General features: G+C 51.5%; 14 protein-coding genes. 7 read left to right on the top strand and 7 right to left on the bottom strand.

The features are described from left to right. Positions 1–3: 3 nt before the first annotated feature. The 6 genes from pilB to yacG all read left to right on the top strand — a co-directional run bounded on the left by pilB (position 4) and on the right by yacG (position 5,433). Positions 4–1,686, top strand: coding sequence for a type IV-A pilus assembly ATPase PilB (gene pilB / locus BGK46_RS01020; RefSeq protein ID WP_084781174.1), 1,683 nt, complete (start codon positions 4–6; stop codon positions 1,684–1,686). A gap of 9 nt (positions 1,687–1,695) precedes the next feature. Continuing rightward, entirely contained in the window at positions 1,696–2,910 is a 1,215-nt protein-coding gene (locus BGK46_RS01015; RefSeq protein ID WP_069586612.1) for a type II secretion system F family protein, read from the top strand. 64 nt (positions 2,911–2,974) lie between these two features. Continuing rightward, positions 2,975–3,844: a prepilin peptidase gene (locus BGK46_RS01010; protein ID WP_069586611.1), complete on the top strand. Its 870-nt coding sequence runs from the start codon at positions 2,975–2,977 to the stop codon at positions 3,842–3,844. Beyond that, positions 3,844–4,458 carry a dephospho-CoA kinase gene (coaE, locus tag BGK46_RS01005; protein ID WP_069586610.1) on the top strand — a complete coding sequence of 205 codons (615 nt, stop codon included), beginning with the start codon at positions 3,844–3,846 and terminating at the stop codon, positions 4,456–4,458. The genes BGK46_RS01010 and coaE overlap by 1 nt, the downstream gene beginning before the upstream one ends. A 23-nt stretch (positions 4,459–4,481) precedes the next feature. Next, complete coding sequence (gene zapD, locus BGK46_RS01000; RefSeq protein ID WP_069586609.1) at positions 4,482–5,222, top strand: cell division protein ZapD; 741 nt, start codon at positions 4,482–4,484, stop codon at positions 5,220–5,222. A gap of 4 nt (positions 5,223–5,226) precedes the next feature. Further along, on the top strand, positions 5,227–5,433 hold the full coding sequence (yacG, locus tag BGK46_RS00995) for a DNA gyrase inhibitor YacG (protein WP_069586608.1): 207 nt from the start codon (positions 5,227–5,229) through the stop codon (positions 5,431–5,433). A 30-nt stretch (positions 5,434–5,463) separates the two neighbouring features. Here yacG and mutT read toward each other — a convergent pair whose 3' ends face one another. After that, positions 5,464–5,859 (bottom strand): 8-oxo-dGTP diphosphatase MutT, encoded by a 396-nt coding sequence (mutT, locus tag BGK46_RS00990; protein ID WP_069586607.1) that lies wholly within the window; start codon positions 5,857–5,859, stop codon positions 5,464–5,466. A 133-nt stretch (positions 5,860–5,992) separates the two neighbouring features. Next, entirely contained in the window at positions 5,993–8,716 is a 2,724-nt protein-coding gene (gene secA, locus BGK46_RS00985) for a preprotein translocase subunit SecA (protein WP_069586606.1), read from the bottom strand. Between the two features lie 416 nt (positions 8,717–9,132). Between secA and BGK46_RS00980 the strand changes: the two genes are divergently transcribed. Next, positions 9,133–9,594 (top strand): DUF721 domain-containing protein, encoded by a 462-nt coding sequence (locus tag BGK46_RS00980; RefSeq protein ID WP_069586605.1) that lies wholly within the window; start codon positions 9,133–9,135, stop codon positions 9,592–9,594. Positions 9,595–9,667: 73 nt separating this feature from the next. On the opposite strand, the gene lpxC is transcribed toward BGK46_RS00980, so the two are convergent. The 5 genes from lpxC to murC all read right to left on the bottom strand — a co-directional run bounded on the left by lpxC (position 9,668) and on the right by murC (position 15,626). Next, entirely contained in the window at positions 9,668–10,585 is a 918-nt protein-coding gene (gene lpxC / locus BGK46_RS00975; protein WP_069586604.1) for a UDP-3-O-acyl-N-acetylglucosamine deacetylase, read from the bottom strand. A gap of 116 nt (positions 10,586–10,701) precedes the next feature. Continuing rightward, positions 10,702–11,871 (bottom strand): cell division protein FtsZ, encoded by a 1,170-nt coding sequence (gene ftsZ / locus BGK46_RS00970; protein ID WP_069586603.1) that lies wholly within the window; start codon positions 11,869–11,871, stop codon positions 10,702–10,704. A gap of 33 nt (positions 11,872–11,904) precedes the next feature. Continuing rightward, complete coding sequence (ftsA, locus tag BGK46_RS00965; RefSeq protein ID WP_069586602.1) at positions 11,905–13,161, bottom strand: cell division protein FtsA; 1,257 nt, start codon at positions 13,159–13,161, stop codon at positions 11,905–11,907. A gap of 12 nt (positions 13,162–13,173) precedes the next feature. Continuing rightward, positions 13,174–13,944: a cell division protein FtsQ/DivIB gene (locus BGK46_RS00960; RefSeq protein WP_139130704.1), complete on the bottom strand. Its 771-nt coding sequence runs from the start codon at positions 13,942–13,944 to the stop codon at positions 13,174–13,176. A 212-nt stretch (positions 13,945–14,156) separates the two neighbouring features. Further along, complete coding sequence (gene murC, locus BGK46_RS00955) at positions 14,157–15,626, bottom strand: UDP-N-acetylmuramate--L-alanine ligase (RefSeq protein ID WP_069586600.1); 1,470 nt, start codon at positions 15,624–15,626, stop codon at positions 14,157–14,159. Positions 15,627–15,637: the final 11 nt, after the last annotated feature.

Genomic DNA, 15,637 nt, shown 5'->3' with positions numbered 1-15,637 from the left:
CCAATGATCCCAACCGCTCAGTTGTATCAAGCCGGTTTATTGACTGATGCCCAGCGCGATATGCTGGGCATTGGCGACAATACCTCGCTCAGTCTTGCGCATATACTCGATGCTGGGGTTGACCCCACCGCGCTCGCCAATACCCTCGCTAACCTGCATCATCTTCCGTTCGCAGAAAGCCATCAGTACCCGTTTAAAGACACCTGCTATGCCCTCGACCGGCGTGATTTAATTCAGCGTCATCAAGTGTTACCGCTTGCTCAGCAAGGCCAAGAGCTATTACTGGGGGTCAGTGATCCAGATAACGCAGAAGCTGTCGCCGACTTTCGCTTTTCTACTGGGCTCAATGTCCGGTTAGTGGTGCTCAGTCAGCCAGATTTGGATGCTGCGTTGCGCCACTTATACGGGGCAGATATCGATGGCACTGGCGATGGTATTACCATCAGTGATCAGGACTTGGCGGCCCTGACCGTCACCGATAGCCCACAAGAGGACAGTGCCGAGCTACAAAGCGATCAGGCGCCCATCAGTCGTTACATTCAACAGATCTTAGTGGATGCGGTGCGCAAAAAGGCCTCCGACGTGCATTTCGAGCCCTTTGAGCATCACTACCAAATTCGCTTTCGCCAAGACGGTTTATTACAAACCTACGCCCACCCTCCGGCAGGGGTCTCGCGGCGACTGTCGACCCGTCTCAAAATCTTAGCCCAACTCAATATTGCCGAACGACGTTTGCCACAGGACGGGCGCATCAAGCTGACCCTCACCGCCGACCATACCGTCGATATGCGCGTCTCTACCCTGCCAACCATTTGGGGCGAGAAAGTAGTGGTTCGTCTGTTGGATAATGGCCAGCAGCAATTAACCTTGCATGATTTAGGCTTAACCGAGTGGCAACGCCAGCACTATCAAGACGCATTGGATAGACCGCAAGGCATGATTTTGTTTACCGGCCCAACCGGCAGCGGCAAAACCGTCTCCTTGTACAGTGGGTTAAAGTATCTCAATCAGCCCGAGCGTAATATTGCTACTGTCGAAGATCCGGTTGAGATCCAGCTAGAAGGCGTCAACCAAGTCAACGTTAATACGGCCATTGGTTTAGATTTTGCCACCGCACTCCGTGCATTTTTGCGCCAAGATCCCGATGTGGTCATGGTGGGGGAAATTCGCGATCTCGACACCGCTGAAATCGGGATCAAGGCCGCGCAAACCGGTCATCTGGTGTTATCAACCCTGCATACCAATTCCGCCGCCGAGAGTATCACCCGTTTATTTTATATGGGCATTGCCCCCTACAACCTTGCCTGCTCCCTAACTTTGGTGGTGGCCCAACGTTTAGTCCGCCGTTTATGCCCGATGTGTAAACAGCCGCATCCAGCTGATGATCCGCACCTTCAGCACTTAGCTAACCTCTATCCGACGTTAACCCCAAACACCTTGTACCAAGCTCATCCTCACGGCTGCTATCAGTGTTATCAAGGCTATCAGGGTCGCACAGGGGTGTATGAGGTGCTTCCTGTCACCGAGACTATTGCCAGCGCCATTTACCGCAATGCCAGTGCCATCGAACTGACCCAACTGGCGACGGAGGAAGGGATGTGGCGATTGGCCGAGTCCGGGATTGCCAAACTCAATCAAGGGATCACCAGCATTCAAGAGCTTACTCGCGTTATTCAGCTTGCCTAAGGAGTCTTCATGGCCAAACCCACGCTGTTTCTCTTTCATTGGCGCCAAGCCGCTGCAGGCGGCGACAAAAAAGGCCAGGTGTTCGCCTATACCGAGCAGGATGCTCGCCAACAGCTGGCGAGCCAATCGATCTTGCCCACACGCATCATTCGCCGTCGACTATCGAGCTTTCAGCAGCGTCGTCACAAAGCCAAAGCGGCAGATATCACTCAGTTTTCCCGCGATCTCACCACCCTGCTAGAGTCTGGGATCCCTATCGTACAGGCCCTCAACCTCATCGCGCTCAATCAGGTCAAAGCCGAGATGCGCTTGCTGGTGCGTCATATTCGCCAGCAACTCGAAGCGGGCACCAGTTTAAGCGATGCGTTGGCGCAAGCGAGTCCCTTGTTTGATCGCTTCTACTGCGATCTGGTCGCAACAGGCGAGCAAACCGGGCAGTTGCCGCAGGTCTTTGCCCGTTTAACCTTGTATCGTGAAAAACAGGCGCAGCTTCGCAGTAAAGTGATTAAAGCCATGATCTATCCCAGCATAGTGATCAGCGTGGCCTTGGGAGTGAGTGCCTATCTGCTGGTATTCGTGATCCCGAAGTTTAAACATATTTTTGACTCCTTCGGCGCCGAGCTACCTTGGCTGACACAACAAGTGCTCGCCTTATCCGACATCGTGAGCCAACACGCATTGACCATCACACTGATGATGACGGGCCTTGCCGCTGCCCACCAATTGCTGCAGCGTAAAAACGCGACTTACCACTATTACTATGATCGCTGGCTACTGCGACTGCCCGTCATTGGTGAAGTGGTGAGTAAAGCCTGCATTGCCAAATTTTCTCGTACCCTCGCCACCACCTTTAGTGCTGGTATTCCGTTACTTTCTGGCTTACAAGCGGCAACAAAATCCATGACCAACGCTTATTATGTTCACGCGCTTAATGCAGTGTATCAGCACACCGCAACGGGGATTCCACTCCACCAAGCACTGCGTGACAGCGACAGCTTCCCTGTGATGGTGACCCAAATGGTGATGATTGGCGAAGAGTCGGGCTCACTCGATAATATGCTCAACCGCATCGCGCAAATCTATGAAGCCGAAGTCGATAACACCGTGGACAACCTCGGTAAAATCATCGAGCCCCTGTTAATTTTAGTGCTGGGGCTATTGATTGGCGGCTTGGTGGTGGCCATGTATTTACCGATTTTCAATCTGATGTCCGTTCTTGGCTAGCCAAGATAGAGTCTCTCGCCACAAGGCGCTATGATGCGCACAAGGTTTATACCCAGAAGGTCCCATGTTGATATTCTCATCGCCGTTATTCATCGTTCTTGCCGGCCTATTCGGCCTGATTATCGGTAGCTTTTTAAATGTGGTCATCGCACGTTTGCCGATCATGATGGCGCGTCGTTGGCGCCAAGAATGCTTAGCCACCTTTCCTGATGCAAACATTGAGGCCCCCGATGGGCAGCGTTTTGATTTGTGCCTTCCCGCGTCTCACTGTCCGGCCTGTGAGCAAACCATTCGCTGGTATGACAATATTCCGCTACTCAGTTGGCTGGCTTTAAAAGGCCGCTGCCGCCATTGCCAACATCCCATCAGTAAACGCTATCCATTGGTGGAGCTGACCGGCGCGATACTTTGCATGTTCCCCGCATGGCTTTTCACCTCCCCGACATGGGCCATCGCGGTGATGGCGGCTAGTTTAGTGTTGTTAGCCTTAACCTTGATTGATTGGGAAACCCTGCTGCTGCCCGATCAACTCACCTTACCCTTGATGTGGTCCGGCATCGGCCTTGCGCTGATCGGCATCAGCCCCGTCACCCTCAGTGAGAGTGTCATTGGTGCCATGGTCGGTTATGTCAGCCTTTGGAGCCTCTTTTGGGCCTTTAAGCTCACCACCGGCAAAGAAGGCATGGGCTATGGCGACTTTAAGCTCTTTGCCGCCTTGGGGGCGTGGCTGGGATGGCAAGTACTGCCGCTATTGATCCTGCTGGCCTCATTAAGTGGCGCCGTGATTGGCGCGATCCTACTCCGCCGTCAGCAGCAAGGGCTGCAGCAACCTTTCGCCTTTGGTCCTTTTATTGCGATCGCCGGCTGGGTCTGCCTCCTGTGGGGGGATGGCCTGTTACACTGGTACCTTTCACAACTATTGGGAGTGCGTTAATGGGATTAGTGATTGGGCTTACTGGTGGTATCGGTAGCGGCAAAACCACGGTTGCCAACCAGTTTGCGGCCAAAGGCATTGAGGTGATTGATGCAGATGTGATTGCACGCGATGTGGTGGCGGTTGGCAGTGAAGGGCTTGCGGCAATCGCCGCGCGCTTTGGTGAATCAGCCCTGCTGCCCGATGGGCAATTGAATCGCGCTTGGCTCAGAGAGCGGGTCTTTTCACACCCAGACGACAAACGGTGGTTGGATGACTTACTGCACCCAATGATCCGTACCCAGATGATCAGCGCTTGCGCGCAAGCACGCTCTTCCTACTGTTTGCTTGTGGTGCCGTTATTGGTGGAAAATAACCTTATGGCATTAGCGGATCGCATTTTGGTGGTCGATGTTGATGAGCAAACCCAAATTGCACGGACATTAAAGCGAGACGGCGTGAGCCGCCAGCAAGTGGATGCCATTCTGGCTGCCCAAGCAACCCGTGCGCAGCGACTTGCGGTCGCCGACGACATCATCAACAATGATCAACCAGAGACGGAACTCCAACACCAGATTGATGCCTTACACCAGACGTATTTAACCTTGGCCGCCCAACATCACACCGGGGAGTAACCGGATAGGATCGCGAAACATTTATGACCAGCCTCACTTTGTATGAACACCCACTCAATGAACAGGTGCGAATTTATTTGCGCCTAGAGTACCTGCTCGATCAATTGGACGAAGTGAGCGGATTATCGGCCCCTTGCCACCATATTCAATTTTTCCGCAGTCTATTTGATTTGCTGGAAATTCTCGAACAAGTGCAAGTGAAAGCGGATCTTGCCAAGGATTTGGATAAGCTCAAGAAAAAGCTCAACGCTTGGGCGCATGTGCCACAGGTCGATCAACAGCAGCTGCAACAACTGCTCGAGCAATTGGCCGAGCACCAACGTGCGGTCTTGCAAGCCAAGCGTTTTGGCCAAGCGCTACGCGAAGATCGCTTCCTGACCAGCATCAAACAGCGATTCTCCATTCCCGGTGGCAGCTGTAGTTTTGATTTACCCATTTTCCACTATTGGTTACATCAGCCTTTGGCCGCCCGCCAAAACGCGATTAATGGCTGGCTCGCCACACTATCACCGCTGCGTCATGCCCTAGCATTTTGGTTGCAACTGACCCGAGAAAGCGCACAAGGTGGGCATGTCGAGGTTAAGCAAGGCTTCTATCAACAAGACGCTGATGGCGCGTGCCTGATCCGGATTCAGGTTAACCCCGATCTGGGCGTTTATCCGTTAGTTTCAGGACACAAAAACCGTTTTGCGATCCGTTTTATGCCATTTGACGATGATCGCGAGGTCGCCGACAATATGCCGGTATTTATCAGTGTCTGTTAAGGAGATGAGCGTGAGTGATACCCCCGCGGTGGTGAAATGTCCAACCTGCCAACAACCTGTTGTTTGGGGCGAAATCAGCCCGCATCGCCCGTTTTGCAGCAAACGTTGTCAGTTGATTGATTTAGGAGAATGGGCCAATGAAGAAAAGGCGATTCCCGGTGCACCAGACAGCTCTGATGACGACCTGTGGTCAGAAGGACAGGCGGAGTAATCTCCACCTGCCAAGACGAACGATCCGTGCTTAAAATCGAGCACGGATTTTCTCAAGCACCGCGTCATTCGCTTCAGGGAAGGTATACTCGGATAAACGCGCAATCGGTGCCCACTCACCATGCTGACCTTCCTGCCCTTGCGGTTCCCCTTCAAAGCGACTGACTAAGAAAAAATCAAAGCTTAACGCTTTATCTGGAAAATCAAAGTCTAGCGAAATAAAGGGGCTGACGTCGGTGGCATCAATTCCCACTTCTTCACGCAGCTCCCGCACCACGGCTTGGCGCGGTGTCTCGTTGGCTTCAATTTTTCCGCCGGGGAATTCCCACTTTCCGCCTTGGTGCACATCTGCATGGCGACGTGTAATAAATATCTTATCTTGCGCGGCATTAACAATCACACCAGCGGCAATACTTACCCGTTTCATGAATACTCCTACTTACTACCGCCTACGCGCTATCCACTGTCTGTTGATATGGATGCAAGCACGTCAGCGAACGCGCGTCTTGGGGTATAAAAAAAGGCCGCTGAACGGCCTTTTTAGTCATACATAGTCAGGGTTAGATTTTACCGTGACATTGTTTAAATTTCTTCCCTGATCCGCATGGACACGGCTCATTACGGCCAACTTTTCGTCCATCGCGCACCACAGTTTCGTTGCCTGAAACATTCGCCTCGCCGTCACTGAGTGGGTTATCGGCTTTGGCATGATTCACTTGCTGTTGGCGAGCCGCTTGCTCTGCACGTGCTTGACGCTCCGCTTCCATACGCTCAACGTCATCAGGCTGTTGCACACGAACGCGGCTGAGTGTGGTGATCACGTCGGTTTTTAGCGCTTCTAGCATGTCTTCAAACAGCTCGAACGATTCACGCTTGTACTCCTGCTTCGGATTCTTTTGCGCATAGCCGCGCAGGTGGATACCTTGGCGCAGGTGATCCATCGCCGCCAAATGCTCTTTCCACAGCGTATCCAAAGTTTGCAGCATGACCGCTTTTTCGAAGTTGCGCAGTGTTTCAGCACCCACCGCCGCTTCTTTGCTCTTATAGACATCAATCAGCGATGACAGAATTCGCTCACGCAATAATTCTTCATACAGCTTGTCGTCTTCATCCAACCATTGTTGGATAGGCAATTCGATATCAAAGTCTGCTTTTAAGCGCTGCTCTAGGCCGGCAATATCCCACATTTCTTCCAACGATTGCGGCGGAATATATTGGCTAACCAGTGCATTCACCACATCTTCACGGTTATGCTCAATCATTTCACTGATATCGCTGGAAACCAGCAGCGCGTCACGCAATTCGTAGACCACTTTACGCTGATCGTTGGCCACATCATCGAATTCCAGCAGCTGCTTACGAATGTCGAAGTTACGTCCTTCTACTTTACGTTGCGCGTTTTCAATCGCCTTGTTCACCCAAGGGTGTTCAATCGCTTCACCTTCACCCATCCCGAGGCGTTTCATCATGTTAGAGACTTTTTCTGAGGCAAAAATGCGCATCAGTGAGTCTTCCATCGACAGATAAAAACGCGTCGAACCTGGGTCACCTTGACGACCAGCACGACCACGAAGCTGGTTATCAATACGGCGTGACTCGTGACGCTCCGTACCAATAATGTGCAGGCCACCCGCCTCAACCACTTGGTCGTGGAGTTGCTGCCATTTCTCTTTCGCCGCTTCGACTTGTGCGTCTGTTGGCTCGTCAATATCACCCAGTACCTGCTTCCAGCTACCGCCTAGAACAATATCCGTACCACGACCGGCCATGTTGGTTGCAATCGTCACGGTGCCCGGATAACCGGCTTGTTCAACGATTTCGGCTTCGTGGGCGTGGAATTTCGCGTTGAGGACTTGGTGCTTGATGCCATCTTTTTTCAGCGCATTAGAAAGAAGCTCTGATTTTTCAATCGAGACGGTCCCGACGAGTACCGGCTGGCCTGCTTTCGCTCGCGTTTTAATGTCTTCAATAATCGCGGCAAATTTCTCACGCTCGGTCATATAAACCTGATCAGCATGATCTTTACGCACCATCGGGCGGTTGGTCGGAATAACCACGGTATCCAATCCATAAATCGACTGGAACTCAAAGGCTTCGGTGTCCGCGGTCCCTGTCATCCCTGACAGCTTTTCATAGAGTCGGAAGAAGTTCTGGAAGGTGATCGAGGCCAGTGTCTGGTTCTCGTTTTGGATTTTCACCCCTTCTTTGGCTTCCACCGCTTGGTGTAACCCTTCAGACCAACGACGTCCCGGCATGGTACGGCCGGTGTGCTCATCAACGATGATCACTTCGTCTTCTTTAACAATGTAATCTACGTCGCGCTCAAACAGCACATGGGCACGGAGTGCGGCGTTAATATGGTGCAACAAGCTAATATTCGCGGGCGAATACAGTGTATCGTCTTCTGCCATCAAGCCGTTTTTCTTTAGCAGCTCTTCGACAAACTCTTGGCCGTTTTCGGTCATGTAGACCTGTTTGGCTTTCTCATCGACGGTGTAATGCCCATCGCCACGATATTCTTCTGAGTCTTCTTCGTCTTGCTTTTCGAGCTGAGGGATCAACGCGTTGATCCGCTGATACATTTCTGAGCTATCTTCTGCTGGCCCTGAAATAATCAGTGGTGTACGCGCCTCATCAATCAAGATGGAGTCCACCTCATCGACAATTGAGAAGTAGCGATCGCGCTGCACGCGATCTTCCGCACGAAACGCCATGTTGTCGCGCAGGTAGTCGAAACCAAATTCGTTGTTGGTTCCGTAAAGAATGTCACACGCGTAAGCGGCTTTCTTCGCTTCCGGTGGCATGTTCGGCACATTCACGCCGACCGTCATGCCAAGAAAATCGAATAGCGGACGGTTTGTTTCCGCGTCACGTTGCGCCAAGTAGTCGTTGACGGTAACGATATGCACGGATTTGCCTGTCAGTGCATTCAAATAAGACGGCAAGGTCGCCGTCAGGGTTTTACCTTCACCGGTGCGCATTTCTGCAATCTGGCCACTGTGCAGCACCATGCCCCCGATCAGCTGAACATCGAAGTGGCGCATACCAAACACACGCTTAGATGCTTCGCGGACGGTGGCAAAGGCTTCAGGAAGCAGATCGTCCAAGCTGGCGCCTTGGTCGAGACGCTCTCGGAATTCGACGGTTTTCGCTTTTAGCGCATCATCACTGAGGGATTCAAATTGGGGCTCTAGCTTGTTGATTTCATCAACGACTTTTCGCAGCCGACGCAAAGTGCGGTCATTACGGCTTCCGATAACTTTAGTCAGGATTTTCGATAACATGGCGTTGCCGGTACTCTTTTTAATGGTCTTCCCACATGGGCGGCAGCTGCACAGCAATGATGCTGGTGTGCATTCAGTTCAACGCGGATAGGCTATGGTTCATCGATTCGACAGAAGATGCCAATGCGCGCATCTTTATTAGGTGGAGCCAAATCGGAAAGAATTCAAGGGCGGACAGTGCCGCTTAACAACTTATTTTCCGCGAAGCTGATTGTGAAATTAACAGGCTGCATTGAAAACACTATGCCTGTCGCTCTACCCATGCGACACTTACCTGTGAATGATTCGGTCACTTATAATAAGGGAAATTGGACCGACATCCTATGAATAATCAGGGACAGATAGGATCAATTAGGAAAAATTAGACGCTGTGCGACTGTTCACGCACCGAATTGACGATAAAAAAGACAATAGCCATGCGAGATCACCGACCCCGCTCTACGTTGCACCTCTTGGAGAGCGACAACAACAATATCGCTCAACGCGCTGTTGAGCTCGCCAAGCTGAATAAGTTGATCTTGGCCTTGTTGCCGGGCGAAACCTCTAAGGCTTGCCGGGTAGCAAACTATCGTGAGGGCGTGCTCGTGGTTGAAGCTGGCAGCGCAGCTTGGGCTATGCGGCTCAATTACGAGCGCCAACACCTTTTGTCTGTATTAAGGCAAAAAGGCCTCGCCAGTCTCACCACCATTGAAGTGAAAATTAATCCAGCCTTGGCCGCCGTGGATAAAGAAGAAGATGCCGCCACACCCACGCGTCATTTGAGTAAAGCCTCGGGTGAGTTACTGCATGAGCTGGGGCAATGTGCCTCACCAAAGTTAAAAGCGCGTTTAGAAGCCTTAGCCAAGCTAGCGACAGACACAAAAAAGCCAGAGTCGTGACTCTGGCTTGATTTAATAGGGTGCTGAGCAACTTACCATGACAAGGCAGCTCTGCCCTATTTAGGTGCAAGTATTACGCAAGCACCATATCTGGGTCAGCAAAGGCAACCGGTGATTTTTCCGTTTCTTCAAACGTCACCCACTCCCACGCTTCTTGATCCGCCAACACCGCACGCAGCAGCTGGTTGTTCAGTGCATGGCCCGATTTATAGGCGCGCATTTCACCGATGATGCTATGACCACACATGTATAGGTCGCCAATTGCATCCAACACTTTGTGCTTCACTAATTCGTTATCAAAGCGCAGACCTTCTTCATTCAAGATGCGGTAGTCATCCAGAACAATGGCGCAATCAAAGCTGCCGCCCAAACACAGGTTCTGTGATTGTAGGTATTCAATGTCGCGCATAAACCCAAAGGTTCGCGCACGACTGATATCTTTGATAAACGACTGTGTCGAGAAGTCCATCACCAAATTTTGTTGCTCTGATTCAATCGCAGGATGGTTGAAGTCGATGGCAAAATCGAGGCGGAAACCGTTATACGGCACCAGCTCTGCCCATTTGTCGCCGTCTTCAATGCGAACAGGTTTTTTAATGCGAATGAATCGTTTTGGTGCGTTTTGTACTTCAATACCGGCAGATTGCAGCAAGAAGATGAATGGGCTTGAGCTACCATCCATAATCGGGATTTCTGGCGCATTGACCTCGATAATAATGTTATCGATGCCCATACCGGCAATCGCGGCACTTAAATGCTCGACAGTCGAGATACGCACGCCTTCGTCATTGACGAGCGCGGTACACAGCATGGTGTCGCGTACATCCGCTGGATCAGCCGGAAAGTCAACCGGCGGCTCCATATCGGTACGGCGATAAATCACGCCGGTGTTCGCAGGAGCCGGACGCAGAGTAAGCGTAACCTTACGCCCAGAGTGGAGGCCCACACCGGTCGTTTCGACAATACTTTTTAATGTTCGCTGTCTTATCATCGGCTTATCTCAACTTTTTCTCAAAAAAGTGTGCTCTGCGTCACTCATTACCCTGTCACCTTAGACAAAGGGAGCGTGATGATAGCACATCGCTGGCTACAAACCAAGCACTGGCACTAGTCAGCTTGCTTACGTAGAAACGCAGGAATATCGAGATAATCATGCTCGGTCTGCGATTTTGGCGCCGCGTTTGACGACGACGCAGCTGGCTGCTCTTTTGCCGCAGGCGTTGCCGCCTGAGATTTTTCTTGCAAAGGCTGTGCCTTTTTCGGCTCGGCCGGTGCTTGCCCAGACTGTGCGTTGGTCACCAAGGTAATATCTGGCTTACGTTCGTTGCCAATCCCCGTTGCCACCACAGTCACTCGCAGCTCGTCGCTCATTTCCGGATCCATCGAGGTACCAATCACGACAGTCGCATTATCAGAGGCGAACGCTTTAACCGTGTTACCGACCGTCTCGAATTCATCGAGACGCATATCGAAACCTGCGGTAATGTTCACCAGCACACCGCGTGCGCCTGCTAAGTCGATGTCCTCAAGTAGCGGGCTAGAAATGGCCATTTCAGCCGCTTCTTCTGCTCGGTCTTCTCCCGTAGCAACCCCGCTTCCCATCATGGCGTGCCCCATCTCTGACATCACAGTGCGGACATCCGCAAAGTCGACGTTAATGTGGCCCGGACGGGTAATCAGCTCAGCAATACCTTGCACCGCGTTACGAAGTACATCATTCGCTTTCGCAAACGCATCTAGTAAGGTTATGCCACGACCCAGTACTTTGAGCAGTTTTTCGTTAGGAATCGTGATAAGCGAGTCAACATTCTTAGACAGCTCTTCAATTCCTTGCTCAGCAAAGGCCAGTCGCTTCTTACCTTCGAAGCTAAATGGTTTGGTGACCACTGCAACGGTGAGGATACCCATTTCTTTCGCAATTTCTGCGATGATAGGTGCTGCACCTGTCCCAGTACCGCCGCCCATTCCTGCTGCGATAAATACCATATCGGCACCTTCGAGCTCAGCTTTAATCGCATCGCGATCTTCAAGGGCAGAATCTCGACCTACTTGAGGGTTTGCCCCCGCGCCTAGGCCTTTGGTGATGTCACCACCAATTTGAATGACGGTGCCAACGCTACTTTTACGCAACGCTTGGGCGTCAGTGTTAATACTAATGAAGTCAACGCCTTCGATTGACTCACGTACCATATGCTCGACAGCGTTACCGCCGCCACCGCCAATGCCAACGACTTTAATTACCGCATCGTCAGACATTTCCATCATCGGTTCAAACATGAGTTCTCTCCGTCCTTCCTGTTCGCATCAGGGTTAAAATTCTTTCTTAAACCAGCTACTCAGCTTGCTTACCCAACTGGCAACAGCCCGCTTTTGCTCTGGTTCACTCGTTTCTGTCAGCAAGTTTTCTTTGCCGTAATGCAAAAGCCCAACCGCTGTTGCATAACATGGTGCTTGTACATAGTCGGTTAATCCGGTGACACCCACAGGCTGCCCAACTCGTACTTGATTCTGAAACACACGCTCAGCACATTCGACCAAACCGTGCATCTGTGCCGCACCGCCAGTCAGTACAATGCCTGCGGCTAACTGGTGCTTCACGCCTTCACTGCGTAGCTTGTCTTGAATGGCAACCAGCTTCTGATTGACCAATCCCAACAGCTCAGAACAACGTGGCTCAATCACTTCTGCCAGTGTCTGGCGCTGCAATGTCCGTGACGGGCGTCCGCCCACACTGGGCACATTGACTTTGGCATCCTTGCTGACCAATTCGCTAAGTGCGCAGCCATACTTCACTTTAATGTCTTCTGCGTCGGCAAGCGGTGTTCCGAACGCGTAAGCAATGTCGCTGGTAATCACGTTCCCCGCATAAGGGATAACCTCTGCGTGGCGCAGCGCGCCTCCCGTCCAAACTGCGAGATCCATGGTACCACCGCCAATATCGACAACGCAGACACCCAGCTCACGTTCGTCCGGTGTAATCACCGCATGGCTTGCTGACAAGCCGGAGAAAATCAGTTGATCAACTCTAAGACCACAGCGTTCAACCGCTTTCTCAATATTTTTTGCCGTGTCATTGTGACATGTGATGAGGTGCACACTGGCTTCCATACGCACACCTGACAACCCCACTGGGTTTTTGATCCCTTCTTGATAGTCAATTTTATATTCTTGTGGGATCACATGGAGCACGCGTTGCTCATCACTAATCTTCACTGACTTGGCAGTGTGGATCACATTGTCAACGTCATCTTGGGTCACTTCCTCATCGGAAATCGTACCCATCCCTCTTTCAGTCTGGCAGTGAATGTGCTTTCCTGACAAAGAAAGATACACAGAACTGATTTGGCAATCCGCCATCATTTCTGCTTCATTCACCGCACGCTGGACGGATTTGACCACAGATTCTAGGTCGTTGACGCCACCTTTATCCATGCCACGAGACGGGCTGGTCCCCACGCCCAATACGTTGATGGTGCCGTCTGGCAGCACTTCACTGACCAGCGCAGACACTTTGGACGTACCGATATCCAGTCCAACAATCAGTGATTTATCTGTCGCTTTATTCATTCACACCATCTCTTAATCTTGGCTAGTCGTCTCTTCCGTCTCTGTTTTCCAACCTACGGCAGCACCTGTGTCATAGCGTAAGTCCACGTAAGCGATCGGTGTTTGTTGTTGCTGTATCTCAGGGTAAAGGTGCACAAACCGCGCTAAGCGCTCTTCTCGTGCTTCTCGACCCAACTCAATCCGTATGCCGCTGCGTGTCACGATACGCCAAGAGCGTCGCTCGTTCAGTGATAAGGCTTGAATCGACAAGCCAATGCGATTGAGCTGCGCATTTAAAGTCTCACTGGCGGCAAGCACCTCTTTTGCACTCTCTGGCATACCGTGCAAAGACACCAGATCCTGCCCTGCAACATCCGCCGGCGTGCCATCAAAAATCTCGCCCTCAGGCGTTAACAGCTTCTGTCCATTCCAGATAGCTCGCGCTTGATACTCGGTAATATGGACTTTCAAGGTGTTCGGCCACTGTTTGCGAACCGCCACATGCTTAACCCAAGGCAGCGCCTCGATGTTTGCCTGGATGCTATTCACATCTTGCAGCATAAAACTTTTCAAGGTGCCGACCGACAACACAGCGTCGCGCACTTGCTGATCACTGACCTGAGTCCGAGCGCCTTCGATAACCAACTGAGACAAAGGCAGCTGCTGCTCATCGCTCATCCAATCAATCACTCGCACAAAGCCGGTCACCATCAAAAGAATGACTGCGGTAAGAAACACCAATCCCGCCCATTGCTGACGTTCAAGGTTCACCGTTTCTTGTATGCGTGTGAGCGCATTTACCATGCTCATACCTTTGTTATCGCCTTGTGTCGAGCAAGCTTGACACACCCAGCGAAAAAACCGACTGATTATAGCGATCCCGCGCCTCGTGCTCCAACTTGATTGACGCTTTGTATCAATAAGCTGAGATCTGTTCCGAGCAATTTTGCTCTGTGATGCGAAAAAAGCCGTCTTTTTATTCGGATCGTCCGATTATGACACAGCTTTTTATCACATCAGTTTGTTTTTTGTTGTGCCATTTTTGCTTTATCCAACGCCATTGCCGCTAAATTTCGCGCTACTTTACCAATGTCACCCGCGCCTTGTGTTAAAACTAAGTCATTCGCTTGCAGCACATTGGCCAGTGCGGCCGGTAACGACTCGGCATTTGGCACAAAAATCGGATCGAGCTTGCCTCGCGCCCGAATGCTGCGACACAAACTTCGACCGTCAGCCCCCGCTATCGGTGTTTCTCCTGCGGAATAGACATCTAACATCAACAGCACATCCACGTTTTCCAGCACATTGGCAAAATCATCATAGAGATCGCGGGTACGGCTGTATCGGTGCGGCTGAAAGATCATCACCAAACGGTGATCTTGCCAGCCAGCGCGTGCCGCTTTAATGGTGACATCCACTTCACTAGGATGGTGACCATAATCATCAACCAATAACGCCGTTCCTTGCTCGACAGGGAATTCGCCCAGTTGGTCGAAACGACGTCCTGTTCCTTCAAAACTGGCAAGCGCACGCACAATCGCAGCGTCATCCACCCCGTCTTCGGTCGCGACAGCAATCGCGGCACTGGCGTTTAATGCGTTGTGTTGTCCCGGAATATTGAGCTCTATGGTCAAGGTCTCGCGTCCCGGACGGGTGACTTTAAAAATCCCGCGCTGACCTTTTTGGTGATAATCGTGCAAACGCACATCGGCATCATCAGAAAAGCCATAGGTGATCACTTGGCGACCAATCGATGGGATCAGGGCGCGCACCACAGGGTCATCAATACACACCACCGCTAACCCGTAAAACGGCAGATTGTGAAGAAAATCAATAAAGGTTTGCTTTAGCGTTTCAAAGTTGCCGCCGTAGGTATCCATATGGTCGGCTTCAATATTGGTGACGATGGCGACCATAGGTTGTAAATGCAAAAAGGAGGCATCGCTTTCGTCCGCTTCCGCAATCAAATATCGGCTACTCCCCAAACGCGCGTTGGTGCCAGCACTTTTGACTAATCCACCATTGACAAAAGTGGGATCTAAACCGGCTTCCGAATAAATCTGGGTCACTAATGCGGTGGTCGTGGTTTTACCATGGGTGCCGGCAACGGCAATACCGTGCCGATATCGCATCAATTCAGCCAACATTTCGGCACGACGAACTACCGGAATGCGGAGCGATTTTGCCGCGACCACTTCCGGATTATCGGGCTTGATGGCGGTAGAGACCACCACCACGCTTGCTTTCTCGATATGACTGGCTTGATGACCGATAAAGATCTCTGCCCCCATGGATGCCAAACGCTCGGTGACCACATTTTGTGCAAGATCCGAGCCGGTTATTTGGTAACCTTCATTAATCAGCACTTCAGCAATACCACACATCCCCGCACCGCCGATGCCCACAAAGTGGATCCGTTTCACCCGACGCATTTCCGGGATCATGGTGCGAAGTTTTTCTAGCTGCTGATTATCCAATTTACCCATTCATCTTTTCT

Origin of the sequence: Salinivibrio sp. SS2 (genome assembly GCF_001722075.1) — a bacterium.
Taxonomy (GTDB): domain Bacteria; phylum Pseudomonadota; class Gammaproteobacteria; order Enterobacterales; family Vibrionaceae; genus Salinivibrio; species Salinivibrio proteolyticus.
This window is presented reverse-complemented; position numbering and strand designations above follow the sequence as displayed.

Bases quoted from the DNA above. Each gene is read 5' to 3' on its own strand.
- BGK46_RS00980 (WP_069586605.1), top strand. From the start codon at position 9,133: ATGCGAGATCACCGACCCCGCTCTACGTTGCACCTCTTGGAGAGCGAC.
- ftsA (WP_069586602.1), bottom strand. From the start codon at position 13,161: ATGAATAAAGCGACAGATAAATCACTGATTGTTGGACTGGATATCGGT.
- BGK46_RS01010 (WP_069586611.1), top strand. From the start codon at position 2,975: ATGTTGATATTCTCATCGCCGTTATTCATCGTTCTTGCCGGCCTATTC.
- lpxC (WP_069586604.1), bottom strand. From the start codon at position 10,585: ATGATAAGACAGCGAACATTAAAAAGTATTGTCGAAACGACCGGTGTG.
- BGK46_RS01015 (WP_069586612.1), top strand. From the start codon at position 1,696: ATGGCCAAACCCACGCTGTTTCTCTTTCATTGGCGCCAAGCCGCTGCA.
- BGK46_RS00960 (WP_139130704.1), bottom strand. From the start codon at position 13,944: ATGGTAAATGCGCTCACACGCATACAAGAAACGGTGAACCTTGAACGT.
- pilB (WP_084781174.1), top strand. From the start codon at position 4: ATGATCCCAACCGCTCAGTTGTATCAAGCCGGTTTATTGACTGATGCC.
- mutT (WP_069586607.1), bottom strand. From the start codon at position 5,859: ATGAAACGGGTAAGTATTGCCGCTGGTGTGATTGTTAATGCCGCGCAA.
- ftsZ (WP_069586603.1), bottom strand. From the start codon at position 11,871: ATGTTTGAACCGATGATGGAAATGTCTGACGATGCGGTAATTAAAGTC.
- murC (WP_069586600.1), bottom strand. From the start codon at position 15,626: ATGGGTAAATTGGATAATCAGCAGCTAGAAAAACTTCGCACCATGATC.
- yacG (WP_069586608.1), top strand. From the start codon at position 5,227: ATGAGCGTGAGTGATACCCCCGCGGTGGTGAAATGTCCAACCTGCCAA.
- coaE (WP_069586610.1), top strand. From the start codon at position 3,844: ATGGGATTAGTGATTGGGCTTACTGGTGGTATCGGTAGCGGCAAAACC.
- zapD (WP_069586609.1), top strand. From the start codon at position 4,482: ATGACCAGCCTCACTTTGTATGAACACCCACTCAATGAACAGGTGCGA.
- secA (WP_069586606.1), bottom strand. From the start codon at position 8,716: ATGTTATCGAAAATCCTGACTAAAGTTATCGGAAGCCGTAATGACCGC.